Source organism: Shewanella sp. BF02_Schw (assembly GCF_014596695.2).
Lineage (GTDB): Bacteria > Pseudomonadota > Gammaproteobacteria > Enterobacterales > Shewanellaceae > Shewanella.
Genome location: NZ_JABKAW020000001.1, coordinates 1195183 through 1220284, shown reverse-complemented (window position 1 = coordinate 1220284; position 25102 = coordinate 1195183). Strand labels below are relative to the sequence as shown.

The window sequence follows — 25102 nt, the reverse complement described above, 5'->3', positions numbered from 1 at the left end:
TCCTTAACCTTTTCTCGCACTTCGCAAAATACTGGTCGAGTAATATTTTAATAAACAGCCCTCCACTTTTACCCATTTTTATGACCTACGTCAACTTACTGCAAATAATTGTAAACAATATGTTGTGAAATATTGTTCCATAGGCACACTAATTTAGTTGCTGGCTATTTATGTCAGCGAAACCATTACAGGAGCCAAGATGTCAGCCATCATCAAATTGCTCCAAGCGATGTTAAGCAGCTTCAAAGACCTTATTCCTATTATTTTAGTGGTCAGTTTTTTTGAAATATTTGTGCTTCATCAAGCGCCTGCACAACTTGGATCTATTCTTGTGGGTGTGGTGTTTATTGTATTGGGACTGACCTTTTTTGTATTTGGTTTGGAAATGGGTTTATTTCCGATTGGCGAATCACTGGCTGAAGCATTAGCACGAAAAGGCAGTGTATTTTGGTTAGTTATTTTCTCATTCTCGTTAGGTTTTGGCACCACATTAGCGGAACCTGCTCTTACGGCTGTTGCAAACGAAGCAGCGCAGGTTGCCGCGAATGCTGGTGCGATAGAGTCAAACCAACAAGCCATGAGCTCCTATGCGATGGGCTTACGATTAACCGTCGCTGTCTCGGTTGGTCTGGCCATTTTACTTGGGGTCATTCGTATTCTTAAGGGATGGCCAATCCATTACCTCATTATTGGCGGTTACGTGTTGGTGATGATCCTCACCAGCTTTGCACCAGCCAACATTATTGGTATCGCTTATGATTCTGGTGGCGTCACCACATCGACCATTACGGTGCCTTTAGTCACTGCACTAGGGGTCGGCCTGGCAAGCGTCATTAAAGGTCGTAATCCAATGGTAGATGGCTTTGGATTAATTGCTTTTGCCAGTCTTAGTCCAATGATTTTTGTATTGCTATACGGCATGGTGTTTTTGCAGTGATCGCTATCGCCAATAAAATGAGGAGTGGTTTTGCTAAATGAACTGATTAGCACTTTATTACTGACTGCTCGTGATGTCATACCTATTGCGATAATTCTATTTGGCTTTCAGCTGGGTGTGCTTAAACGCCCAATAAACCAATGGCGTAAAGTATTGCTTGGATTTGTTTATGTCATTATTGGCCTCACCTTCTTTCTCGTGGGTTTACAATTGGCTCTATTCCCTATCGGTGAGAGCATGGCCAATCAATTGACCACCAGCGAGTTTTTACACCCTGATGGTGGCAATGAGCCGTATATTTGGCAAGACTACTTTTGGGTTTATGTGTTTGCCGCCGCAATCGGTTTTAGCACCACCATCGCAGAACCGTCATTAATTGCAGTGGCCATCAAAGCCAACCAAGTCTCTGGTGGCACCATTGGCATTCAAGGTCTGCGAATGTCAGTGGCATTTGGCGTGGCGATTGGGATTACGTTAGGCTGTTTTCGTATTGTGGTTGGTGATCCCATTCACTATTACATTATGGCCGGCTATGTTGTGGTGGTCATTCAAACCTTTTATGCCCCCAAAATGATTGTCCCTTTAGCTTATGACTCTGGTGGCGTAACCACCTCAACGGTAACGGTTCCATTAGTCGCGGCATTAGGACTTGGGCTTGCCACCAATGTTGAAGGCCGTAATCCATTAATTGATGGCTTTGGCTTGATTGCCTTTGCCAGTTTATTTCCGATGATCACTGTAATGGGTTACGCCCAAGCGGTTGACTATTTATCCAAACGAAAAGCCACTAAGGAGTAACCTATGCGCTTTAAATTAATTGTCGCCTTTGTCGACGATGACTGTACCGATAAGGTACTTGATGCAGCGCGTGTTGCAGGTGCAACGGGTGCCACGGTAATTAATCATGCTCGCGGTGAAGGCTTAGAAAAAAAGAAAACCTTTATGGGGCTTACCTTAGATGTTCAGCGTGATGTGATTTTATGGTTGGTAGAAGAACACATGAGCCGCAACATTCTCGAAACCATTTCAAATGTAGGTGAATTTGACACTAATTCAGGCAAAGGTATTGCGATACAAATTGATGTTGAGGATGCCGTTGGTGTGGCCCATCAGGTTCAAAAGTTGAGTAAAGACATTGAGGATCAAATATGAGTAGCACAACCCCTATACGTAACCGCGACGTCATGAATAACCAGTACGTCATGGTTGATGGTATGCACACAGTGGCCGAAGCGATCCAAGAAGCCATTAGCAATAACGTGAATATATTAGTGGTAAATAAACGCAATGAGCATGACGAATTCGGCATGGTACTCATGAGCGATATCGCCCGCAAAGTGTTAGCCAAAGACAAGTCACCAGAGCGTACCAACATTTACGAAATCATGATAAAGCCAGTGCTTTCATTGTCTGCTGATATGGACGTACGCTACACGGCTCGACTTTTTGAACGTTTTAATATCAATAAAGCGCCGGTGATTGAAGCGGGTGAGATTTTAGGTTTTGTCACTTATGACAATATTGTACTTAAGGGGATGATTAAAAAATAATATCAATATACTACAGCGGGGCATTTTAGCATGATGAAGCGGAACAGACTTCATGATCAGTGAGCCTAACCGCAACCTAACTGATTGGCTGACTTTGCCCTACAACTCGATCTATGCTTGTTAAATTTCCCGGTATTTCACAGACAATACTACGTCCACTATTTTTAGCTCTGTATAATGCTATATCGGCAATTTTGGTGAGGTCTTCTAATTTTGTCATTTGATTATTACACTCTGCAACACCAAAGCTTGCGGTTATTGATAACGAACATCCATCATGTAACACAACCATTTTTTCAATTTTTTTACGAATAAAATTAGCCAGTTGAATAGCCGCTAATTTGTCGGTATTAGGTAAAAAAATAATAAATTCTTCTCCACCCCAACGCGCTAACACGTCACTATTTCTAATATGTTGCTTTAGTGTATCGGCAATACTTTTAAGGGTGGCATCACCTACAGCATGACCATAATCATCGTTTATTGTTTTAAACCAATCGATATCTAACAGGATCATCGAAAATGTTTTTTGTTCTCTCATGCCAAGATCCCACAGAGGACTGGCATTGACAATAAAAGCACGACGATTATATAACCCGGTTAAATGATCTACTTGCGCGATGACTTCGGCTGTAATCCGCGCTTTATCAACTTGTTTTAAATTAAACGCTAACGCCAAGGCTAAAATAAACATTTCAATCAGCATGCCTACTTCAATACTGTGAAATAACATCGTGTTATACGGAATAGCACCCCAAGTTGTTGCGGCAGAAAGGGCTGCACCACCCGCACCTAAAAATACCGCAGGGATAAAAAATTTGACCATTGCATGGCCATTTCTTAAGGCTAAAAAACCTAAGCTAATAAAAATAACGACTAATAATGAAGTCAATGCCACACCAACATTAACGGCGAGTAATTGATCTGCGTATATAAACAGCGACACAACTAACAACACCAGACAGGCGTATATCGTTTTATTAAAACGATATACGTTAGGTAAATAGACTTTTAATTTAAGGAACTCAAAGCAAAACGCGATACCGAAAATGATGTAACAATATAAAAAAAGTATCATTGCCCAGCGCTGCACAAACAAATTTTCTGGCCAGATAACTTTAAAACCATGGCCCGTGTAAGCGATATTTAAACTTAAAAATGACAATAAATACAAAGAATAATATATATAGCTACTGTCTTTTAAGCTTACAGAAAGCACAATGTTATAAACGAATAAGATAAAAAAAGCGCCGTATAAAAAACCATAAAAATAATTCGTCACTTCTAAATTACTTTGAATGATTTCTTCGGTCGTTAAATACAATGGGATTAACAAAGGGTCTTTTGACTCAAACCGCATTAACACTTGAGTTATACCGGGTTTAAATACATGCGGTTGAGCTACCATTCGAGTTTGATTTGTCCGCAGGCTAAAGGGAATGGCGTCACCCGTAAATGCTTTTTCTATTACCTGACTCTGTCGAATAAAATAGAAATCTGCGTGATCTAACCAAGCAGAGTCGAGATAAAAAAACTTTTTTAGTGGTTTTTTTGTTGAATTATTAATCAACGCAGACACCCAAAGTACATCATGAGTAAAACCAAAACTGACTTTTCCGTCAATATTTGGAGCAAACTGTCCTTGCTGGTATTGGATAAACGCATTCTCAAACGAAACATCATCACTCGCAACCTGCAGAATACTGACGTGTTCGTTAATGAATAACTCTTCAACAACATCTGATAATTCAATAGGTTTACTTGTAACGTGAAAACTATAAAAGAATAAAAAGATCATTAAGAAGCGAATAGTAAATACTCAATCGAATTGTTTGATATTAGATTAGCCTCTGATGTACTTTTTGTCTAACAAACAGGCAACATCAAACATATTTTTGTTGGATCTTATAAACAATATTAATACGATTAATAATGCCATTAAAGGAGCCATTAGATACCAACCGTTAGGCTAATTGCTCCACAATAAAATCAATTAATGCTCTGGTTTTAAGCGGCAGGTTTTTGTCTTTATACAGTAAGTGAATTGGCATGGCTTCTGGCGGGATTAAACAATCAATATTCACCAGTAAGCCCGCAGCTATCGCCTCACTCACGACAATAGTCGGTTGTAAAATAACCCCTAAGCCATCAATGGCTGCCCGGGTGAGTACCACACCGCTGTTTGATAATAATCTGAAATGACGTTTACCAAAAATTTGTTGATGTGCAATAGACAATGACCCATTGGTAGAATAGCTGAAGCCCAGACACTGATGGTGGCGTAAATCGTCACGCGATTGTATTACTGGATGTTGTGCTAAGTACTGCGATGACGCACAAAATTGCATTTCATAATTCATAATATGGCGTCCAATTAACGCCGAATCATCCAACGCACCTATTCTCACCACTAAATCCACATTATTGTGAATAGGATCGATGAGATGATTATCAAGGCGTAATTCCACATCAATTTGAGGATATTGCAGTAAAAATTGATTCACTATCGGTGCTAACACGGTATTACCAAAGCTGACAGGCGCATTAATTCTAATACTACCTCGCGGCGTGCCTGTCATCGTCTGTAAGGTATTTTCAGCTTCTGTAATAGACGCTAAAATCGTTTTACATTCTTGATAATACACTAACCCAGACTCAGTGAGTTCTTGCTGGCGGGTGGTACGGTTAATCAGCTTAATTCCAAGGTAGGCCTCTAACTGATTAATGTGTTTACTGACCATAGTCCGGCTGATATTAAATTTATGCGCAGCTGTGCCATAGTTGCCCTGCTCAGCCACATGACTAAACACCTGCATCGCGGTTAATTTATCCACTGAATATCCCTAATCCTGCATCAAACCAGTGTTAATTATAAACCTATGGTGTTTTCTGTAAACACCATCAAACCATTTTGCCTTGCGCCGAACTGGTTTACGATGACCCATTATGATTAAGGGGTCGATATGGATAACAAACTGGATCAACAAGGCGTGTTTATCACCGCCGAAATTCACATTAAAGACCAAGTGTCATTAGCACAGGGAATCGCAGCTGTCCGTCAATTTTGTGTGGATATGAATAGCGAACCAGGCTGTTCGCTTGCAATGGCGCTGCAAAATAAAACCAACCCTAAACAGTTTGTTTTTTGGGAACGTTATGATGACCAAGCTGCGTTTGATGCCCACTTTGCAGCCGATCATACCCAAGCATTTATCAAATCGGCATTAACCGATCTACAGCAAGCGTTTGACTATCAACTATTAACCACTGAGGGATAATGAATGTCTGGATCAATTAAGTGGGCAATATTAGGCACCAGTTTTATCTCTGGTGTAATGGCCGATGCGATTAAAGCACAAGGTCAAAGTACAATTTATGGCGTTGCAGGACGCAACACCACAACATTGGCAGAGTTTGCGAATCAGTATCAAATTCCACATCAATTTACTGATTTTGATGCGTTAATCAACAACCCTGAAGTCGATGTTATATACATTGCCCTGCCAAATCACTTACATCATGAATACGTGGTAAAAGCTGCTGATGCTGGCAAAGCGATTTTATGTGAAAAATCACTGTCCGTAGATATGCCAAAAACCATCGAAAGTCTTGCGGCAGTAGCTCAAAACAAGGTGTTTTTCCTTGAAGGCTTAATGTATTTAGCTCACCCATTTATGCAACAGCTAAGCAAAACGCTAGCAAGTGGTGTAATAGGTGAAGTTAAAAGTATCCGCGGCCAATATTGCGCTGCCATTAGCCAGTTTGTTAACCCTGCCAGCCTTGGGGCATTATTTAACCTAGGTTGTTACCCTGCATCATTAATGCAGCTAGTGATGCAGCAACAATTTGGCACCGAGCTGAGCCAGCAATACCACATAGAAGCGACCGGAAGACGTGGTCAAGACGGTAATATTTGCGAATCGACTGCCATCGTCAGTTACAGCAATGGCGTGCAATGTCATCTTCACACCGCTGAAGACTATGGTCTGCACGCAGGCTTTACTATCTTGGGCAGCTTAGGATGTATTGAGTTCACCTCAAACCCTTGGTTACCAGAATCTCAGGGTAATCATTTTACCGTTAGGTTATATGAACAAGATGTTGAAGTAGTAGACGTTGAAGCCAAAGGCAATGGTTTTTACTATCAAGTAGAAGCAGTGCTTAACGCATTAGACAATAAGCAATACACAGTACCAAGACCCTTAGTACAGCTCAGTGACTCTGTGGATGTCATGCAAATGCTAACAACATGGCATAACGCCGCGTTAGAAAGCGGCGCTGCGAACCACACCACTGAACGATAAACACTCGTTCACCCGCTGTTGCTGAATCGTCGATAATTCAGCAACAGCAACGTAAGCATATTCGCTGTGTTCATCACTAAGCTGTATTTGCACGCCTTGCGGTAACTGACAGCGAAAGATAAACGCTTGCGACTGATATGCACTGTGAAAATACACTCCAGACAGATATTGCACATCAACCTCACAACCCAACTCCTCTAAACATTCTCGCTGTAATGCCTGATGAATCGTTTCATTAGGGTCAAGTCCACCACCCGGCAAGCCCCAATGTTTGTCAGCATAATTGGCTTTTAACAACAGCACTTGCCCATCGTCATTGGTGATAACAGCGTGGGAACTGAGTCTAAATAAATCATTAAATGCCATGATGATTTTCCATTTTAAATTAGTTGTGATTGCTATGATGATTACTACACTCAAACAATCGCATTAGACTTTTATCTATCGTTCAGAATACGACATCAAATCAACTCTACTCTACTCAATAAGTAATTGAGAACATAGTAATATAGATAAAAACAACTAGGGGCTGTTGATCTTTCACATTGGCAGCCAAATTATAGAGCAAGCTAGAGCCAGCAGGCTTTCAAAATTAATTTTCAATTTATCATAGCGGGTCGCTATCGCTCTAAAATGCTTAAGCCGAGCAAAAGCATTTTCAACTAAATGCCGATATTTGTATAAACACCAATCGATATCGCCATTTCCTTGCTTCGAATTTTGTCTTCTAGGGATCACTGGCTTTGAACCACATTCACGCACTTTATCTCTAATCGCTTCACTGTCGTAGCCTTTGTCTGCAATAATAAAATGACTTTGTGGCAACAGTTCAATAAGGGCATTAGCTGCTTTACTATCATGAACTTCTCCACCTGTAACAATGAATTCTATCGGTAAACCATAGCTATCTACCGCGAGATGGATTTTGCTTGTATTACCACCACGACTTAGCCCAATTGCTTGATTTTCATCAGATGATGCACCTGAACTGTGTTGATGTGCTTTTACATAACTTCCATCAATAAATTCCCATTCAGTATCACTATTAGTCGATAATGTTTTGAACAGCCTGAGTAAAATACCTTTTCTTGACCACAGTAAAAAACGACGGTAAATGGTATTCCATAAGCCAAAATATTCAGGTAAATCTCGCCAAGGGCAGCCGACACGCAATCGGTAAAGGATCCCTTCCATCGTAAATCGATGCTCTTGCTTGTTATAAACTCTATCATCAAGCAGAATAGCTTTTAGCTTCGACCACATCTCATCAGTGAGCATTAATCGGGGCATGGTAATCTCGTTGTATTTGTTTTTGGCGAAGTGAATTATACGAGATTACCTTCTTCGCACAAAATTCAAACAAAGATCAACAGCCCCTAACATTTATGAAAGAATCTCTATTCTAAACATACACATATTCGATACTCATGGTATGTTGATTAGGACAAGTCAACCTGATTAATCTTAAGTTCAGTATTTTGCGTAATCATATGGCATTAATTTTAATTAAAAAGGTAAAGATGCTTAAAAAGTCGCTACCTTACTAACGCTTGTTTGTTACAAGGTTTGCTTTAAATTAGAGGCGGTATAAGTCTTAAATGAAAATTACTTTTAGGAAACAACAATATGTACATGATAGTTAAGCACACTCATCTAACAATAATTGCGATTACGTTTATATTTTTTATGATTAACTTTGTGTTAACGATGAAAGGGTCTGACAAGGTCAATCATAAATTACTAAAAATCGGGCCGCATGTTTTATATACTCTCTTTATCTGCACCTTTATTTATCTGGTTGTAGCAAATCCACTTAACCTGTACCCCTTTGTGAATGGTTGGGCTTCATCTAAATTAGGTGGTTTCGTACTGTATGTGCTCTCTATTACTTTTGCACTTAAGTGGGCCAAGTCAACACCGTGGCGTATTGTCGGCTTACTGAGCACAATCTTTTGGTTAGCAATGACTGCACGACTTGGTTTTGCCGACCATCTTAAATCAAAAGGAATTGAAGAAGGTGCTAATGTTTTTTATGACTTAGGCCAGTCTATGCTAACTGCTATTTGCTAAGCTGTTTTGATTAAAGTGGTTAATTAATTTTAGCCACTATTAATAAGACAAATGCTTATGCGCTCGGTGTTTATTCATTAGGCCGATTTAAGATGTTTATAATAATTAGTCACTTGTTTTAGGCATGAGTGTGTCACGTCTACGCAAGTATTTAGGACAACTGTGGGCTTCCTCTTAGTCTGGTGTGGGTGAAGCGCCACGGCGATAGTGATAGCAGGCCATAGTCCAAACACGTTTAGGGACATAAATGTGTCAGCCATCAAACTCAGAATTGCACATAAACGAGTTAGTTTGCTTGACTTAGAAATGGACAAATTCAACTGTGAATTTAAGGACGTTGAAGACTCTTTACAATAGAATGCATGAGCCGGACAGGCCTTTCTCGCACATCTGACCTATATGGATATTGGAAATGTCGTTATGATATCGGAAACATCATTGACCCTGTGCTTCAAGGCATCCTGCGTATCAGAGTCAGGCTAGCTTTCGTTGGCCATGTTAGTTTTCGGTTTATATGCGATGAGAAGCTAAGCATTACCTTAATTAAGCTTTACCACTTGTTTGATGGGTTAATGTGAACGGAGTTTCTAATCCTGAAATACTCCAATGTAGCCTAGAAAATTTACCGCCAGACATAAAAAAGCTACCTTTTGGTAACTTTTTCATGTTGCGCAGAGAAGCTTAAAAAATTACTCGTAATCAGTAGAATAAGTTTCTTCATAGGTGTGCGAGTAAAGTTCAAACAAGTTACCAAACGGATCTTCTAAGTACACCATTTGGGTTAGATTGTTGTCGTCTTCTGGGTGGTAGCGCATGATATCCATACGAGCTTTACCGCCATATTGCACAGTACGTGCAATTGCCCCCTCAAAATCATCTGTTTGCAAACAAAAGTGGAAGATACCAAGACGGGTGAAATCAACTTCATGACGTTCTTGACGATCTTTCATTTCAAACATCTCAACACCAATACCGTCAGTCGTGACTAAATGTGCAATGTTAAAGCCTTTGAAGCCTTCACCAAATACTGCCACACACATTCTGCCAATAGCAGTTTCACGTTCTTCTTGAACCTTAGTGTTACCCATTACCACTCTTAGACCCAGCGCTTTAGTATAAAACTCAACCGCTTTATCCATGTCGCCAACCATCAAACCTACGTGATTCATTTTCATAACTTACCCCTAAAAACTATTGATTGATTCGTCATTTGTTTCGATGGAGTAATCTTACAGTGAACTAATAATAAATAAAAATTATCAAATATTATCAAATTAATAACTAAAATTTATGACAATTGATTGGTCAAAAAAGTAAGTTTTATCAAGTAATGGCTTAGCCAGAGTTAATATGACAGATTCAGCACAGCAAAGAAGCTTGAAAGCAATCAAGTAGAAATCAAATAGCAGGTTTTATAAATGAGTAGGTAAGCGCAGAGCCAAAGCGGACAGTTTATACCCGTGATCATTGAAAATGCTTGATTTTGTCCCAAATGGGATCATCATAGCCCCATGAAACAAATTACACTCTCGCCAGAACAAAAAGTAGCATTGGAAACTCGACATAAAAGCTCGAGTGATAGGCGTGAGTGTGATCGCATTAAAGCCATTTTACTACGCGATGAAAATTGGCCAACGCCAATGATTGCCCAAGCGTTACGTATTCACGAAACGACCGTAGTTCGATACATTGATGCCTATGCTCACGACCAAAAACTCACGTGTAATAGTGGCGGCTCCTTAAGTTATCTGAGTCAAGAGCAAACTGAACTATTGATTGCACACCTGTGTGAGGTGACCTACTTGCATAGCCATCAAATAGTCGCTTATATCTCAGAACAATTTCAGATTAAGTACACAGTGTCAGGCCTCAATAAATGGCTGCATAAACATCAGTTCAGCTATAAAAACCCTAAAGGGGTTCCTCACAAATTTGATGAAGACAAACAAACGGCTTTCATTGAATATTATGAGCAACTAAAATCCTCGTTAACCCCTGATGAACCGTTATTATTTATGGATGCGGTTCATCCGACCCAAGCCACAAAAATCACCGCAGGCTGGATAAAAAAAGGCGTTGATAAACCGATAGAAACGACGGGAAGCCGAACCCGTATTAACGTGGTTGGTGCAATCCGACTTGGTCACTTAACAGAAGCGGTCATTGAGCAATATAGCAAAACGGTTAACGGTGCATCCATCATCGATTTTTTAAACCAAATTAGAGCGCGTTACTCAACAAGTGGTGTTATCCATTTGGTGCTTGATGGCGCTGGATACCATCGAAATGCCTTAGTAGTTAAAGAGGCTAAAAATCTGAATATAACATTGCATTACCTGCCGCCTTATAGTCCAAATTTAAACCCAATAGAACGATTGTGGAAGGTAATGAATAAACATGCGAGGAATGGGCAATACTTCGCAACGACAAAAGAATTCCGACGAAAAATCACTGACTTTTTTAGCATCACCCTCCCCGATATTGCCGATACACTCGGTGATACAATTAATGATAACTTTCAGAAATTAAAACCTGCAGTTTGAATTCACTTGAGTATATAAGCACCTAACTCATCGCGATCAGCTATATTCACTTGGCCAAATAACTGTATATTGTCTATTGATTGGTGAGAGACTCACATGCTTTAGGGAGATTAATGGCTCTGTCTTTCTATTTCTAGTTCAATTTCTAGTTCTATTAATAGTGCGGTATGAGCATCATTTGCTGCGTATTTTTTTTGATGATCGTGTAGAGGAAATATTGACCAATTTGATTGTTGTGCGCTCTTTGAGAGCCGTTGATTAAAAAATATCGCAACCGCAACTCTAGCGCCAACGCGTTCTTTAATTTGCGTAAAACGCATCACTTTTGAAGATAGTTCTTCTGTATTGACTAATTTAATTCCAAATTTTCTAAAAAGAATTTTTTTATCTTCTTTCAACCCAAAACCTACCTTCCTTATTGTTGGGTCAGATAATATTTCTGCGATTGCAGTAAAGTTTTCATAAAATTTAGTAGGAAATAAGAATACTTTAGATTTTGTGGCTACCTGAATTAGATGAGGTCCATCACTGACCTCACCTTTTATAAAACAAGGTTTACTCTCTGTGTCAAACCCTAAACAAAAGTGTGTTCTTAACTCCGCTATTGCACTTATCGAGTCTGCTTTATTTGTGACAACGATTATATTATCTAGACTAATACCATTATAAATGGGTAAATCACGAATTTGTTCCTTTGTTGGCCTTTCCATTGGATCCTTATTTTCCAGAGAGTCAGTATTCATTGTGCTATTTACAAGGCATAAATCGCTTCTTGGATTTGCCCGATGCCACATCCAAATTATTAGATAAAGGTTTACTTAACCTGCTTACTTTACACGACAAATTGCATGATCTTAGGCCATAAAGAGCGCTAGTCACCGTTAAAGATTATTGACTAAACTGATTCACTTTATTTAACAGCCGCATAAACTCATCTTGCTCGTCATCAGCTAATGCCGCTAAAAAACGTTGATTGACCCACTCAGCTTCATGAATTAAATCTTGTTGAAGCGCTTTACCGTTGTCGGTTAAAAATATTTGGAATGCGCGGCGGTTATCCGCTTCTTGATGACGGGTGATAAATCCCTGGACTTGCAGATGGTCCAGCAGACGAGTCATGGTGTAATTAGCCACATCACAACGTTTAGATAACTCAGTTTGGCTTAAACCTTCCTCTTGCCATAAGGTAAATAATACCGGCCAAAGTTTACTGTCTAAGTCGTAGCGCTTTAAGCGCGTATCAATTTCTTGCTGCAAGGCAATATTAAGATGAGAAATCAGGTAACTTAAACTTTCAAAGCGTTTCAAATGATACCTCCTACATCGTCAGTGAGATAAATTGACTGTGTTAAGACAAATACTAATGCCTACACTGCAGTTCAACCACACTTGAACAGATTTTAGATTACCATCTCTATACGTTAAGAAAAGCTCTTTTAGTCAAAAGATAAGTATTCATTGATATAACGATAATAACAGGCTCGGTTTAATTGCCCCACCAAGCCTCTGATTAATGGCGCGTATATGCCATCATCTGTGACGATAATATCTGCGATATTAATGGCTGAGAGCTGCGTACCTATGCTGCTGGTAAATATCAACTGACTATCATTTACCTGAACTTCCGTTAATGCGGCTTGATGATAGTCCACCAGCAGGAATGGATAGGCTTCAACGGTAACTTTGACTTTTTCGACCGGGGTGATTAATAAATACTCATTGTCGATACAGTGCAAAATACTACTGAACAAAGCCGCAAACTTTGCAGGCAACGGACTATTGAGGTAAAGCCAATCGCCATTAGCTTGAATATGAAACAGCGCTTCATCACTGCAAAGTGCCACACCTTGAGGGTGAGTATACGAACCTAATGCTGCTGTTTCATCTGTCATTATGCTTACCTATCCGAGTAATTTAAGTAGCGCTTCTATAGGGTGTTGCGGTTTAAAACCAGCAAAGCGTTTAACTTGGCTACGACATGAATAACCAGATACTAATACTTGGCTATGCTCAGCAATTTTCTCAATGCTTGGTTGCCAAGACATTTCAAATAACTGCTCTGAGCGTTCAAGGTTTTCCAGTTCATGGCCATAGGTGCCCGCCATACCACAACAACCTAAATTAACGCTGCTTAGTTTGGCACCAAAGTGGCTAAATATCGCTTTCCATTCATTAGCCGTATTAGGTTTGGCTGTCGATTCAGTACAATGACTAAACCAGGTGAATTGCGGTGCATCTGTTGCTAAAGCAGATGCTTCACTTCGGTTTACTACTACATCGGTTAACCACTCATTGGCCAATAGCACCTCAAATGGCCCACGACGCTGACCTAAGACCTCTTTGTATTCGTCGCGATAACATAATACTAATGCAGGATCTAACCCCACCATCGGCATGCCAAGGGCATGTACGCGGTTTAAGAAATCGGCACTGTTTTGCGCTGTTTTAGCAAATTTGTCTAAAAAGCCTTTAATATGAGTCGGTTTGCCATTGGGCTTGAATGGCAGTAATACGGGGTTAAAGCCTAACTTTTCGATTAATTGAATAAACCGATAAACCAAACCTGCATCGTAAAAACTGTTAAATGGATCTTGCACTACTAATACATGTTTACTGCGCTGCGCTTGCGGAATTGCGCACAAGGCTTCTAAATCGTAACCACGGCTAGCATGACCATCTAAACGCTGTTTTAGTGTCGGCACGGATAACTTAGGCGCATCTACATAACCAATGGCTTTTTTAATCACCCACTTGCTCAGCGGATTTTGCGAGGCCAAATTAGTCAATTTAGGCATCGCGGCCATCAGTGGTAAGGAATCTTCGATACCTGCAACTAAATAATCTTTGGCTGGACGTAAATAGCGTTTGTAGTAAATATTAAAGAACTGGGCTCTAAACTTAGGCACATCAACTTTAACCGGACATTGGCCCGAACAGGCTTTACAGGCTAAACAACCTTTAAGCGACTCCATAACTTCGTGCGAGTAATCATAGTCGCGCTGGTTATTGAGGGTATTTTGAGTACGCTGCATCCACCCTAGTGGTTTAGATTTTGCTAACGCGTCAACATCAACACCTTCTGCTTCAAGTAATCGCAACCATTCGCGCATTAATCCAGCACGGCCTTTAGGTGATTGCACTCTATCGCCAGTGACTTTAAATGACGGACACATTGGTGAGTAACTGCTGTAATTAAAACATAAGCCATTACCGTTACAGTTCATCACATCTGGAAAAGCATCACGCACTTGAACGGGGATTTGTCTGTCGAAACTGCCGCGTTTGGCGCTGTCGACGTTAAACATTAATGGGCCAGATTTAGGAGGCGCCACTAATTTACCTGGATTTAAGCGATTATCAGGATCAAACAAGCCTTTGATTTGCTCAAGCACAGCATAAAGCTCATCACCAAACACCGCAGGGCCATATTCACCACGGACACCTTTACCGTGTTCGCCCCACATTAAACCGCCATACTTAAGCGTTAAGGCGGCAACTTGATCAGATATCACTTTCAGCAATTGCTCGTCGGCAACATCACACATATCTAATGCTGGTCGCACGTGCAGTACACCTGCATCCACATGACCAAACATACCGTATTGTAAATTATGGCTATCGAGCAGTGCACGAAACTCCATAATATAGTCGGCTAAGTTTTCAGGTGGTACGGCGGTATCTTCGGCAAACGCTAATGGTTTACGACTGCCTTTTGTTGCACCCAATAAGCCAACGGCCTTTTTGCGCATGGCATAGATACTGTCAATATCCGTTCTGTCGGTAATAACTTGAAAACCCACTAAACCAAATTGTTGTTGGCTGAGCTGCCCACTGAGCATCTCTTCTAGCAAAGCGACTTTCTGTTTCACATCGTCATCTTCGCCAGCAAACTCGACCATATTAAGCCCTTCAATGGTCTTATTAGGTACCGCTTTAATTTGCTCGGCAACTGAATGCCAAATAATGTCTTCGCGGGCAAGGTTTAGTACTTTTGAGTCAACCGTTTCGACTACCGTTGCTTTAGCTTGTACCAATGATGGGGCATGACGCAACGCAGATTCAAATGAATCATATTTGATGTTGACCATCATGCGGGTTTTCGGCAATGGGGTCAGGTTTAGCTTGGTTTCGGTGATCACCGCAAGCGTACCTTCTGAGCCCGTTAAAATACGCGATAAATCAAACTGGCTTAAATCATCGTTCCACACATGCTTTAAATCATAGCCCGTTAGAAAACGATTCAATTTTGGAAAACGTTCAATGATGGTGTCACGCTTTACGCGACAAACTTCTGCGACTTGACTGGCAATGCTATTTCCTAGTTGGTTGTCACTAAAAGGTTGCTCAGCCAGTTTATCTTGGTCGATTGGTGTGGTGGTTAATACGCTGCCATCAATCAGTACACTGGTTATGCCTAACACGTGATCGGAGGTTTTACCGTAAACTAATGAACCTGCACCTGATGCATCGGTATTGACCATGCCACCAACAGTTGCACGGTTTGACGTTGATAAGTCGGGACTGAAAAAGAATCCATGTGGACGTAAGGCGTCATTTAACGCATCTTTCACTACACCGGCTTGTACCCTCGCCCAACCTTCCTCGGCATTAATTTCTAGCACTTGGTTTAAGTGGCGTGACACATCTAAAATTAATCCGTGGGTAAGCGATTGGCCATTTGTTCCCGTTCCGCCGCCACGCGCACTAAAGGTCACTTGTTTATATTGTGGTTGTGCCGCTAACGATAACACCAGCTCGACATCTTGTTGATGTAGAGGATATATCACCGCTTGGGGCAAAAATTGATACACCGAATTATCGGTTGCCTGAATAAGCCGCGCACTGTAACGCTTGTCTATTTCACCTTCAAACTCGCTTTGTTCAAGCGCGTCAAGATACTCAAGATAGATAGGTTCTAATGTTTGTTTATGTGATAGCAAAGGTAACATAGAGGACTTATTATTTATTGGCATATTGTAACCATTATAAACAAAAAAAAGCCGCTAAAAAGCGGCTTTTATTACAACTTGATAAAAATACAGGTTGGAGAATAAATAAACCTGTAATTTTTACTCTTACTTAGCCATGTGCTTCGGCTAAATATAACCAAGTGTCAATGACCGTATCAGGATTAAGTGATACAGAATCAATACCTTGTTCAACTAACCATGCAGCAAAGTCGGAATGATCTGATGGGCCTTGGCCACAAATCCCCACATAAGCACCTTTTGCTTTAGCCGCTTTAATGGCCATTGAAAGCAATGCTTTTACTGCATCATTACGCTCGTCAAACAAGTGACTGATGATTCCTGAGTCACGATCAAGCCCTAATGTTAACTGAGTTAAGTCATTTGAGCCGATAGAGAAACCATCAAAATGCTCAAGGAACTGGTCAGCTAGCAAGGCATTTGAAGGTAGTTCACACATCATGATAACGCGTAAGCCATCTTTACCGCGCTCTAAGCCTTGCTCTTTCAGTAACTCAATGACTTGAGATGCTTCATTGACGGTACGAACAAATGGAATCATCACTTCAACGTTGGTTAAGCCCATTTGGTTACGAACACGTTTAATCGCTTCACATTCAAGCGCGAAACAATCGCGGAATGATTCAGAAATATAACGGCTAGCACCACGGAAGCCCAACATTGGGTTTTCTTCATCTGGCTCGTAACGGTCACCACCAACTAAGTTTGCGTACTCGTTCGACTTAAAGTCAGACATACGTACGATAACTTTCTTCGGATAGAAAGCCGATGCAATAGTGGCAATACCTTCAACTAAACGCGCAACATAAAACTCAACAGGCGAGTCATAACCCGCGATCATTTCGTTGATTTCATTTTGCAGTTCAGCAGTCTGACCGTTGAAATCAAGCAAAGCTTTAGGGTGAATACCAATCATGCGGTTAATGATGAACTCTAAACGCGCTAAACCGACACCTTCGTTAGGCAAACGTGCAAAATCAAATGCACGATCTGGGTTACCCACGTTCATCATAATTTTCATTGGCAAAGGAGGTAATGTATCAACACGGTTAGTGATGATTTCAAAATCTTGCTTACCTGAATAAATTAAACCGGTGTCGCCTTCTGCACAAGATACTGTGACGATGTCGCCCGTTTTGATACGGTCGGTAACATCACCACAACCTACTACAGCGGGTACACCTAATTCACGCGCAATAATTGCAGCATGGCAAGTACGACCACCACGGTTGGTCACAATCGCACTAGCACGTTTCATGATAGGTTCCCAATCTGGGTCTGTCATGTCGGTCACTAACACGTCACCGGGTTCAATTTGGTCCATTTGATCAATCGAGGTTAATACCTTCGCGATACCGGTACCAATTTTATGACCAATTGCACGACCTTCACAGATCACGTCACCCTTCGTTTTTAAGTGATAACGTTCAATTAACTGGACATCTTCACGACTTCGAACCGTTTCTGGACGAGCTTGAACAATATACAACTTACCGTCGTTACCGTCTTTTGCCCATTCAATGTCCATCGCACGGCCATAATGCTTTTCAATAACCATTGCTTGCTTAGCAAGCTCCATGACTTCGTCATCGTTAATAGAGAAAATACGACGCTGTTCAGCAGAAACATCTTCAATTTTAACTTGCTTGCCATGGCCAGCATCATCAGAGTAAACCATCTGAATCAACTTACTGCCGATATTTCGGCGCACAACAGCTTTATGCCCTTGCGCTAAAATCGGTTTGTGCACATAGAATTCGTCTGGGTTAACTGCGCCTTGTACAACCATTTCACCTAAACCAAAAGATGAAGTGATAAAGACAACGTCATTGTTTCCTGACTCAGTGTCCATGGTAAACATCACACCAGAAGCTGCTTTGTCTGAACGTACCATACGTTGTACGCCAGCAGATAAAGCCACACCTTGATGTTCGTAACCTTGATGAACACGATAAGAAATTGCACGGTCGTTAAAGAGTGAGGCATAAACATGCTTAATTGCTAGCATGACCGCATCAAAACCTTTAACGTTTAGGAATGTTTCTTGTTGGCCTGCAAAAGAGGCATCTGGCATGTCTTCAGCGGTAGCTGATGAACGCACTGCAAATGACGCTTCTTGAGTTTCGCTTGACAACTGCTCGTAAGCTTCACGAATAGCGTCTTCTAATGCCGGCTGGAATGGGGTTTCAATAACCCACTGTCTGATCTGCGCACCTACTTTTGCCAGTTTATTGACATCATCAACATCCAATGTCGCCAGAATGTCAAAAATCTTCTGGTTAACTCCACTTTGTTCAAGGAACTCATTGAACGCATGCGAGGTCGTTGCAAAACCGCCAGGAACTTGAACCCCTGCATTAGCCAGATTGCTGATCATCTCTCCAAGGGATGCATTTTTACCGCCAACCTTGTTTACATCGACCATGCCTAATTCTTGATACCAGAGTACGTATTGCTGCACAGTTTTATCTCCGCAAGTTTTTATTTCAGTGGCCACTTCACACGAGGGCAAGAGCATCTTACACTCCCATACAACAAGCGTAAATCTATAATTTTATTTGTAATTTTATTACTACAAGAGGTCAGAATGACACCAAAAGTATTCTATATTTCAGATGGGACCGCGATCACAGCAGAGGTTTTTGGACATGCCGTACTTTCGCAATTTCCTATAGAATTTGAAGCACTTACGATTCCATTCGTTGAAACAATTCAGCGAGCTCAAAAAGTTAAGCAACAAATAAATGATTGTTTTATTACAACAGGCGAAAGGCCGCTTGTGTTCCACTCAATCATTAATCCTGAGATCCGCAATGTGATTTTTTCGAGTGAATGTGTCGATTATGACTTTTTGAACACCTTTGTTGCGCCACTAGAACAACACTTAGGGGTACAAGCTAAGCCTTTATTACACCGAACTCATGGTAAAAGTAACCATGGTTATGAAACCCGTATCGATGCGATTAACTACACCATGGAGAATGATGACGGCCAAACCATGAAACATATGGATAAAGCTGACATTATTTTATTAGGCGTGTCTCGTTGCGGTAAAACGCCATCAAGCTTATATCTGTCAATGCAGTTTGGTATAAAGGCTGCAAACTACCCGTTTACTGAAGATGACATGGATAACCTCAAGTTACCTGAAGCATTGAAACGCAACAAATCAAAGCTCTTTGGCTTAACCATCGATCCTCATCGTTTGCATGAGATACGTCAAAGCCGCATGGAAAATAGCCGCTACTCTTCATTAAGACAATGTCGACTTGAAGTGAAAGAAGTCGAAATGCTGTATAAAAAAGAACGAATTCCCTTTGTAAATACCACCAACCATTCGGTTGAAGAAATTGCCACCAAAATTCTTGATATCACCGGTTTAGAACGTCATATGTTCTAATTTATAAACAATCATTTTTTGCATGAAATAGAATGAAAAACCACCAAAAGACGAACTTAACCCAGGTTGATTCGTCTTTGCCTTTTACGGCAATCTGTTTTTTAACCGTTAGAATCCGAGGCTAAGCCTCGCATCTTGAACTTCTTTGGGTATATAATCCCGTTCAATATGATGCAGATGCATCTCACGATTTCTCGGTAATATGCATGACAATTAAAACAGATGAACTCAGAACAACCTTATTAAGCAAAGTTATTTCTCCTGCTCAGTTGGCTTCAGAATATCCATTAACGCAAAATGCTGCAGACTACTTGGTTGCGCAACGTCGTGAAGTAGAAGCAATTATTGCCGGAGAAGATCAGCGCTTACTGGTCATCATTGGCCCTTGCTCAATCCATGACACTAAAGCAGCACTCGAATATGCAGAGCGTTTGTCGGCCTTACATCATGAACTAAAAGATGACTTGTGCATTTTAATGCGGGTGTACTTTGAAAAACCTCGTACCATTGTTGGTTGGAAAGGCTTAATTTCAGATCCAGATTTGGACGGCAGCTTTAGCCCGAATAAAGGCTTGCGAATGGCGCGTCAGTTATTACAACAAATCACTGAACTCAAGTTACCTATCGCCACTGAGTTTTTAGACATGGTAAACGGCCAGTACATCGCAGACCTTATTACCTGGGGTGCTATTGGTGCACGTACTACTGAAAGCCAAATTCACCGCGAAATGGCTTCTGCATTGTCTTGCCCTGTTGGCTTTAAAAATGGTACTGACGGTAACATCAATATCGCTGTTGATGCAGTACGTGCCGCACAGGCGCCGCATATTTTTTACTCTCCAGATAAAGACGGCGCTATGGCGGTTTACCGTACCCACGGCAACCCATTTGGACATATTATTTTGCGTGGTGGTAAAACCCCAAATTATTCAGCTGAAGATATTGAAGTTGCACGCGCACAGCTTGAACAAGTGGGCGTAACTCAACGTATGGTGGTTGATTTTAGCCATGGTAACAGTGAGAAACAGCATAAAAATCAGTTAAATGTTGCCGATAGTATTATGTCTCAGCTGCGCAGTGGTAGTACCGCAATTGCAGGTATTATGGCAGAAAGCTTTATGATTGAAGGCAACCAGAAAGTGGTTAAAGACGAACCATTAGTGTATGGCCAAAGTATTACCGATGCGTGTTTGCATTGGGCTGATTCTGAAAAACTTTTACGTGATTTAGCTCAAGCTTCAAAAGAACGTAAAGCCTTGCTAGTACAGTAAGAGCCTCGCTATGGGTTAATGGCTGGCAAAAACAAAGCCAACTAAAATCCTGTTTATATATCGGCTCTATTATTACCGTAACTGTATAATATTGTTTAACAATGCCAGTCCCCCAGGACTGGCATTGTTGTTTATACGTCTCTATCAATAACGTTAATCCTCTTCGAGTAAAGATGCTTTTGACAACACAGAAAATTGTTCACTAATGACCATAAAGCTATCGACCAATTTAGGGTCAAAGTGTTTACCTTTTCCTTCAAGAATCAACGCCATCGCTTCTTCATGACTAAAAGGCCTTTTGTAACATCGTGGTGAGGTTAATGCATCGTACACATCGACTAAGGCTACAATTCTGGCTGACAACGGGATAGATTCGCCTGCTAACCCATTAGGATAACCACTGCCATCCCACTTTTCATGATGGGCGCCGGCAATGTCACGTCCCATTCGTATAAATGTACACTGAGGGGCATACGCTAATAAACTGTTAAGCACTTTTTCTCCAATCACTGGATGAGCCTTAATCTGCTCAAATTCTTCTACCGATAAGCGCCCTGGTTTTAACAAAATATGATCGGCGATACCCACTTTGCCAATATCATGCAAAATGGCTGAGAGGCTAATTTCTTGAATAAAAGCGTCAGTTAACTCTTCTGGAACATGTTCATCGGTTAATCTTTGTTTTGCCAGCATATTGGCATACTGCTGCATTCTAATCAGATGCGCACCGGTTTCATTATCACGATACTCTGCCAATTTAGCTAAGCCCATAACCGTTGCCGTACGAGAGGCTAAAGTGGACTCTAATGAGTGAGTTAACTTACCCAATAAATAAGAGGTCGACTGAGTCACTATTGCATTAGTGACGAGAAAGTTAATCACCACTACGTACCAAATTAAGGTTGAAAACCCGTTTATATCAGGCCATACAACAAGCTCATAATGATAAGCGATACCGATTAATAATAACGATATACCATTAGCCACCTGGGCCCATACCGCCATTTTTTCGCCAAGAAGAATACTGCTCAAAGGAGGGAAAACGAATAACCAGAAAAAACCTGCCCCAGAAGGGCCAATAGCGAGTAAAAAACCGATGCCGATACCAAATGCAAGATAACACCCAATAGTAAATTTTTGTGTATCGCTAATTCGTGGATAAAACAAAATGAATAATAATACCCCGTAAGCCACAGTATCAAATAGTGCCATGCCCCAAAGGTTTTGAACAATACACAGATATACGCTGGTGATGTAAATCGGGATACATAACAAAGCCAACACACTAAACAGTCGCGTGAAAATGATCCGACGCCATATTGGTAAGCCATCATCAAAACCATGTTGAATAAGCGGTGCTGTTAACCGAGATGACATATTAATTCCTTTTAAAACGATGTAAATCTAACACCATTACATTCCATTAATCGCGCAAACAGACTTATTTAGATGACCGAGTCGTATAAATGTCAGATCGATTTAAATAACAACATGAGCCAGTCATACGCCAACCTAAGTATTGTTGCTAGACAAGCATTAAGCAAAACTAGGATTAAAATTAATCCATAAAACCAATATTCAACTCATATTCGATTATGATTGTCATTAATTTGGGTGCTTACCATTGCCAATAATCCATAATATTAGCGAAAATATTGACGTTTCATGACGTTCCATGACGGTGTGATGCGACAATTAACACGCTATAACAAAAAGTAACGTTAGCCACAAAGCCAACGCTACTCCATCACTCCCCACCTATAATAAGGATGTTGTTATGCAAAGTTCGTCTCGTAGTGCTGCTATTTTCGGAATATTAATTGCACTGGGCTTAGGCGCATTAGGCGTATTACTCAAACAAGCCATTGTTGAGTACAAGTTACTCGACCGCAGCGTCACGGTAAAAGGCCTGGCAGAAAATGAATATCCTGCCGACATCGTCATTTGGCCGATACAATTCACCGCAGCCAATAATAATCTCGATGAACTGTACAAACAGCTTGAAACACAAAACAACCAAGTGGTTAACTTTTTAGCCGAACAAAATATCGATCCCAAACAGATCACTCTCGCCGCGCCCACTATTACCGATAAATTGGCGCAACAGTATGGTGGAAATCAACCAATAGAATTGCGCTATACGGCGTCGCAAACCATTACAGTATATTCTAATGACATAGATAAAGTTCGTGGTGCCATGCCTCAATTAACTGAGCTAGGTAAAATGGGAATTGTTTTCTCACAAAATAACTATGATGCCCAAGTCGAATATATTTTCAGCCGATTAAATGACGTTAAACCAAAAATGATCGAAGAGTCGACCACTAATGCACGTTCAGTTGCTGAAAAATTTGCTACCGATTCACAAAGCCGATTAGGTAAGATAAAAAAAGCAACTCAAGGACAATTCAGCATTAACAATAGAGATAAAAACACGCCATATATTAAACAGGTACGGGTCGTATCTACCATCGAATATTATTTAGCGGATTGACACCATGAAACAATTAATCATTAGAGTCGTTTTCGGCTGTATCAGTTTAATCAGCGCATCACTAATGGCACAAACGCCAATCGTTGCTCCGATTGCGCTTGACAATACCGCCGTAGATAGCAATACCAAGAGCAATCAAGTTATTTTTATTGTCAGACATGCCGAAAAACTTGCAGGCAAAGACCCTAGCTTATCCGCACAAGGACAATTAAGAGCGCTACGTTTAGCTAAAGTACTATCTAGTACGCATTTAGATAAAGTGTACACAACGGATTATAATCGCACCCGTGAAACGGCCACCGCCGTAACGCAAGATCAGCAAGTGGATTTAAGTGTTTATGATCCACGTGATATGGCTGCATTTACCCAATATCTATTAACTCAACAGGGTAGTATTTTAGTGGTCGGACACAGTAATACTTCAACAGATTTAGTTGAAGGTCTCGGGGCAGAAAAACAAATACCCATTGCAGATGCAAGTGAGTTTGATCGCCTATATATAGTGACCCTCAATGCGAACAAGCAAATGGTTTCTACTGTGTTGTTACGCTATTAACGGGTCATTGAAAGTGAGTAAATGATAGCTGGTAAATGATTGTTCGTGAGTAATGGTTTTTAGCAAAAGACATAGCAGACAAAATAGGAGACGGACATGAACCCAATTAAATGTGAGATTTACGATTATATTGAGATCATCTGTTTGTATCGCTATAGGGTCAAACTAACATTAACAGATGGAACCCATCTTCAAGGTCAATTTGATCGAACATTGTATGTCAGTCGCAATCAACAAAAACATGAAGCCATTGCGGGCATTAATCAACAACAGCAAGCGATTGAAGTGATATTAACCGATATCACTTCAATTGATGTTCTCAGCAAAAATGCCTCATTTAGCCATATCTCGTTAATCGAATAGTTTACTCTACCCAACTCATCGGAACATTTACCTTAAAGGCCCGCGAAATTTGGCCCTTGGGTGACTAAACAGGCGCTACGACATCGACAGAGATCCACGCAATACAGTATAATACGCGGCTTTTTTCGCTGAATTCTTTGTTGATCTGCATAACATTAGGTAGTTGTATGTCCCTTGCTCAAAACCCTGCTCAAACTCAAAACCATTTCCCTGATGACATTGCTGCACGTATTGCTCAATCAGAAGCGCGCGTTATAAAGGCTATTTTCCCGTCTAATACCAATCACCATAACACCTTATTTGGTGGTGATGCTTTAGCATGGATGGATGAAACAGCCTTTATCGCCGCCACCCGTTTTTGTCGTAAATCATTAGTGACCGTCAGTTCTGACCGTATCGATTTTAAAAAAGCGATACCCGCAGGCAGCTTAGCAGAGCTGATTGCTAATGTGATTCATGTTGGTAATACATCACTCAAAGTTGAAGTGAACATTTATGTCGAAGATATGTACAACGATCATCGAGAACATGCAATACGCGGAGTATTTACTTTTGTTGCGGTAGATGAAAACAGAAACCCAACCCAAGTGTGGCCACACAATTAATACACCCTTGCTAATGTAGTC

At 40.8% G+C, this 25102-nt stretch carries 25 protein-coding genes; 14 read left to right on the top strand and 11 right to left on the bottom strand.

What is annotated here, in order from left to right:
* Positions 1–199 precede the first annotated feature (199 nt).
* Genes HNW13_RS05515 through HNW13_RS05500 form a run of 4 tightly spaced genes read left to right on the top strand, consistent with a single transcriptional unit; the run spans position 200 to position 2487 of the window.
* A complete protein-coding gene (locus HNW13_RS05515) occupies positions 200–937 on the top strand; it encodes a DUF1538 domain-containing protein (RefSeq protein ID WP_192115058.1) in 738 nt (245 codons plus the stop codon).
* A 24-nt stretch (positions 938–961) separates the two neighbouring features.
* A complete protein-coding gene (locus HNW13_RS05510; protein WP_101086944.1) occupies positions 962–1735 on the top strand; it encodes a DUF1538 domain-containing protein in 774 nt (257 codons plus the stop codon).
* 3 nt (positions 1736–1738) lie between these two features.
* A complete protein-coding gene (locus HNW13_RS05505) occupies positions 1739–2089 on the top strand; it encodes a P-II family nitrogen regulator (RefSeq protein WP_011637728.1) in 351 nt (116 codons plus the stop codon).
* A complete protein-coding gene (locus tag HNW13_RS05500; RefSeq protein WP_101086943.1) occupies positions 2086–2487 on the top strand; it encodes a CBS domain-containing protein in 402 nt (133 codons plus the stop codon). Before HNW13_RS05505 ends, HNW13_RS05500 begins: the two co-directional genes overlap by 4 nt.
* A gap of 76 nt (positions 2488–2563) precedes the next feature.
* Here the strand turns inward: HNW13_RS05500 and HNW13_RS05495 are convergent, their stop codons facing one another.
* Positions 2564–4285, bottom strand: coding sequence for a diguanylate cyclase (locus HNW13_RS05495; protein WP_192115059.1), 1722 nt, complete (start codon positions 4283–4285; stop codon positions 2564–2566).
* 166 nt (positions 4286–4451) lie between these two features.
* On the bottom strand, positions 4452–5321 hold the full coding sequence (locus HNW13_RS05490; RefSeq protein WP_101086941.1) for a LysR family transcriptional regulator: 870 nt from the start codon (positions 5319–5321) through the stop codon (positions 4452–4454).
* A gap of 129 nt (positions 5322–5450) precedes the next feature.
* On the opposite strand from HNW13_RS05490, the gene HNW13_RS05485 reads away from it, so the two are divergent.
* A complete protein-coding gene (locus tag HNW13_RS05485) occupies positions 5451–5765 on the top strand; it encodes an antibiotic biosynthesis monooxygenase (RefSeq protein WP_243756171.1) in 315 nt (104 codons plus the stop codon).
* Positions 5766–5768: 3 nt separating this feature from the next.
* Positions 5769–6791, top strand: coding sequence for a Gfo/Idh/MocA family oxidoreductase (locus HNW13_RS05480; protein ID WP_194956088.1), 1023 nt, complete (start codon positions 5769–5771; stop codon positions 6789–6791).
* Here HNW13_RS05480 and HNW13_RS05475 read toward each other — a convergent pair.
* Both HNW13_RS05475 and HNW13_RS05470 read right to left on the bottom strand, forming a co-directional pair.
* Positions 6753–7157: an NUDIX domain-containing protein gene (locus tag HNW13_RS05475; RefSeq protein WP_162023303.1), complete on the bottom strand. Its 405-nt coding sequence runs from the start codon at positions 7155–7157 to the stop codon at positions 6753–6755. The two genes, HNW13_RS05480 and HNW13_RS05475, sit on opposite strands and share 39 nt — an antisense overlap.
* A gap of 174 nt (positions 7158–7331) precedes the next feature.
* The gene (locus HNW13_RS05470; protein ID WP_124011573.1) at positions 7332–8081 is read right to left on the bottom strand and encodes an IS5 family transposase; all 750 of its coding nucleotides are present in this window, start codon (positions 8079–8081) and stop codon (positions 7332–7334) included.
* A 342-nt stretch (positions 8082–8423) separates the two neighbouring features.
* Here HNW13_RS05470 and HNW13_RS05465 point away from each other — a divergent pair, with 342 nt between their 5' ends.
* Positions 8424–8861: a SirB2 family protein gene (locus tag HNW13_RS05465; protein WP_243756170.1), complete on the top strand. Its 438-nt coding sequence runs from the start codon at positions 8424–8426 to the stop codon at positions 8859–8861.
* 689 nt (positions 8862–9550) lie between these two features.
* Here the strand turns inward: HNW13_RS05465 and HNW13_RS05460 are convergent.
* Positions 9551–10036, bottom strand: coding sequence for a VOC family protein (locus HNW13_RS05460; protein WP_101086938.1), 486 nt, complete (start codon positions 10034–10036; stop codon positions 9551–9553).
* A gap of 336 nt (positions 10037–10372) precedes the next feature.
* Between HNW13_RS05460 and HNW13_RS05455 the strand changes: the two genes are divergently transcribed.
* The gene (locus tag HNW13_RS05455) at positions 10373–11404 is read left to right on the top strand and encodes an IS630 family transposase (RefSeq protein ID WP_124013279.1); all 1032 of its coding nucleotides are present in this window, start codon (positions 10373–10375) and stop codon (positions 11402–11404) included.
* A 110-nt stretch (positions 11405–11514) separates the two neighbouring features.
* Here the strand turns inward: HNW13_RS05455 and HNW13_RS05450 are convergent, their stop codons facing one another.
* The 5 genes from HNW13_RS05450 to ppsA all read right to left on the bottom strand — a co-directional run bounded on the left by HNW13_RS05450 (position 11515) and on the right by ppsA (position 18853).
* On the bottom strand, positions 11515–12147 hold the full coding sequence (locus HNW13_RS05450; RefSeq protein ID WP_243756169.1) for a 3'-5' exonuclease domain-containing protein 2: 633 nt from the start codon (positions 12145–12147) through the stop codon (positions 11515–11517).
* Positions 12148–12292: 145 nt separating this feature from the next.
* Positions 12293–12712 carry a MarR family transcriptional regulator gene (locus tag HNW13_RS05445; RefSeq protein WP_192115060.1) on the bottom strand — a complete coding sequence of 140 codons (420 nt, stop codon included), beginning with the start codon at positions 12710–12712 and terminating at the stop codon, positions 12293–12295.
* A gap of 128 nt (positions 12713–12840) precedes the next feature.
* Positions 12841–13296 carry a DUF1285 domain-containing protein gene (locus tag HNW13_RS05440; protein WP_101086935.1) on the bottom strand — a complete coding sequence of 152 codons (456 nt, stop codon included), beginning with the start codon at positions 13294–13296 and terminating at the stop codon, positions 12841–12843.
* 9 nt (positions 13297–13305) lie between these two features.
* Positions 13306–16353, bottom strand: coding sequence for an FAD-binding and (Fe-S)-binding domain-containing protein (locus HNW13_RS05435; protein ID WP_192115176.1), 3048 nt, complete (start codon positions 16351–16353; stop codon positions 13306–13308).
* A 130-nt stretch (positions 16354–16483) separates the two neighbouring features.
* A complete protein-coding gene (gene ppsA / locus HNW13_RS05430) occupies positions 16484–18853 on the bottom strand; it encodes a phosphoenolpyruvate synthase (protein ID WP_192115177.1) in 2370 nt (789 codons plus the stop codon).
* A gap of 126 nt (positions 18854–18979) precedes the next feature.
* Here ppsA and HNW13_RS05425 point away from each other — a divergent pair, with 126 nt between their 5' ends.
* A complete protein-coding gene (locus HNW13_RS05425; RefSeq protein ID WP_101086934.1) occupies positions 18980–19792 on the top strand; it encodes a pyruvate, water dikinase regulatory protein in 813 nt (270 codons plus the stop codon).
* Between the two features lie 206 nt (positions 19793–19998).
* Entirely contained in the window at positions 19999–21063 is a 1065-nt protein-coding gene (locus HNW13_RS05420) for a 3-deoxy-7-phosphoheptulonate synthase (protein ID WP_192115061.1), read from the top strand.
* A 153-nt stretch (positions 21064–21216) separates the two neighbouring features.
* Here HNW13_RS05420 and HNW13_RS05415 read toward each other — a convergent pair whose 3' ends face one another.
* A complete protein-coding gene (locus tag HNW13_RS05415) occupies positions 21217–22440 on the bottom strand; it encodes an HD domain-containing phosphohydrolase (RefSeq protein ID WP_101086932.1) in 1224 nt (407 codons plus the stop codon).
* A gap of 400 nt (positions 22441–22840) precedes the next feature.
* Between HNW13_RS05415 and HNW13_RS05410 the strand changes: the two genes are divergently transcribed.
* The 4 genes from HNW13_RS05410 to HNW13_RS05395 all read left to right on the top strand — a co-directional run bounded on the left by HNW13_RS05410 (position 22841) and on the right by HNW13_RS05395 (position 25081).
* Positions 22841–23557 (top strand): SIMPL domain-containing protein, encoded by a 717-nt coding sequence (locus HNW13_RS05410; RefSeq protein WP_162023308.1) that lies wholly within the window; start codon positions 22841–22843, stop codon positions 23555–23557.
* Between the two features lie 4 nt (positions 23558–23561).
* The gene (locus tag HNW13_RS05405; RefSeq protein WP_192115062.1) at positions 23562–24113 is read left to right on the top strand and encodes a histidine phosphatase family protein; all 552 of its coding nucleotides are present in this window, start codon (positions 23562–23564) and stop codon (positions 24111–24113) included.
* Between the two features lie 96 nt (positions 24114–24209).
* On the top strand, positions 24210–24476 hold the full coding sequence (locus tag HNW13_RS05400; RefSeq protein ID WP_162023310.1) for a Rho-binding antiterminator: 267 nt from the start codon (positions 24210–24212) through the stop codon (positions 24474–24476).
* 167 nt (positions 24477–24643) lie between these two features.
* Positions 24644–25081: an acyl-CoA thioesterase gene (locus HNW13_RS05395; protein WP_101086928.1), complete on the top strand. Its 438-nt coding sequence runs from the start codon at positions 24644–24646 to the stop codon at positions 25079–25081.
* Positions 25082–25102 lie beyond the last annotated feature (21 nt).

Excerpts from the sequence above, each read along its gene's own strand:
- HNW13_RS05455 (WP_124013279.1), top strand. The coding sequence starts at position 10,373 with ATGAAACAAATTACACTCTCGCCAGAACAAAAAGTAGCATTGGAAACT.
- HNW13_RS05500 (WP_101086943.1), top strand. The coding sequence starts at position 2,086 with ATGAGTAGCACAACCCCTATACGTAACCGCGACGTCATGAATAACCAG.
- HNW13_RS05415 (WP_101086932.1), bottom strand. The coding sequence starts at position 22,440 with ATGTCATCTCGGTTAACAGCACCGCTTATTCAACATGGTTTTGATGAT.
- HNW13_RS05425 (WP_101086934.1), top strand. The coding sequence starts at position 18,980 with ATGACACCAAAAGTATTCTATATTTCAGATGGGACCGCGATCACAGCA.
- HNW13_RS05420 (WP_192115061.1), top strand. The coding sequence starts at position 19,999 with ATGACAATTAAAACAGATGAACTCAGAACAACCTTATTAAGCAAAGTT.
- HNW13_RS05400 (WP_162023310.1), top strand. The coding sequence starts at position 24,210 with ATGAACCCAATTAAATGTGAGATTTACGATTATATTGAGATCATCTGT.
- HNW13_RS05410 (WP_162023308.1), top strand. The coding sequence starts at position 22,841 with ATGCAAAGTTCGTCTCGTAGTGCTGCTATTTTCGGAATATTAATTGCA.
- HNW13_RS05450 (WP_243756169.1), bottom strand. The coding sequence starts at position 12,147 with ATGAATACTGACTCTCTGGAAAATAAGGATCCAATGGAAAGGCCAACA.
- HNW13_RS05395 (WP_101086928.1), top strand. The coding sequence starts at position 24,644 with ATGTCCCTTGCTCAAAACCCTGCTCAAACTCAAAACCATTTCCCTGAT.
- HNW13_RS05515 (WP_192115058.1), top strand. The coding sequence starts at position 200 with ATGTCAGCCATCATCAAATTGCTCCAAGCGATGTTAAGCAGCTTCAAA.
- HNW13_RS05460 (WP_101086938.1), bottom strand. The coding sequence starts at position 10,036 with ATGAAAATGAATCACGTAGGTTTGATGGTTGGCGACATGGATAAAGCG.
- HNW13_RS05480 (WP_194956088.1), top strand. The coding sequence starts at position 5,769 with ATGTCTGGATCAATTAAGTGGGCAATATTAGGCACCAGTTTTATCTCT.
- HNW13_RS05475 (WP_162023303.1), bottom strand. The coding sequence starts at position 7,157 with ATGGCATTTAATGATTTATTTAGACTCAGTTCCCACGCTGTTATCACC.
- HNW13_RS05435 (WP_192115176.1), bottom strand. The coding sequence starts at position 16,353 with ATGTTACCTTTGCTATCACATAAACAAACATTAGAACCTATCTATCTT.
- HNW13_RS05470 (WP_124011573.1), bottom strand. The coding sequence starts at position 8,081 with ATGCCCCGATTAATGCTCACTGATGAGATGTGGTCGAAGCTAAAAGCT.
- HNW13_RS05440 (WP_101086935.1), bottom strand. The coding sequence starts at position 13,296 with ATGACAGATGAAACAGCAGCATTAGGTTCGTATACTCACCCTCAAGGT.
- HNW13_RS05505 (WP_011637728.1), top strand. The coding sequence starts at position 1,739 with ATGCGCTTTAAATTAATTGTCGCCTTTGTCGACGATGACTGTACCGAT.
- HNW13_RS05405 (WP_192115062.1), top strand. The coding sequence starts at position 23,562 with ATGAAACAATTAATCATTAGAGTCGTTTTCGGCTGTATCAGTTTAATC.
- HNW13_RS05485 (WP_243756171.1), top strand. The coding sequence starts at position 5,451 with ATGGATAACAAACTGGATCAACAAGGCGTGTTTATCACCGCCGAAATT.
- HNW13_RS05465 (WP_243756170.1), top strand. The coding sequence starts at position 8,424 with ATGATAGTTAAGCACACTCATCTAACAATAATTGCGATTACGTTTATA.
- HNW13_RS05495 (WP_192115059.1), bottom strand. The coding sequence starts at position 4,285 with ATGATCTTTTTATTCTTTTATAGTTTTCACGTTACAAGTAAACCTATT.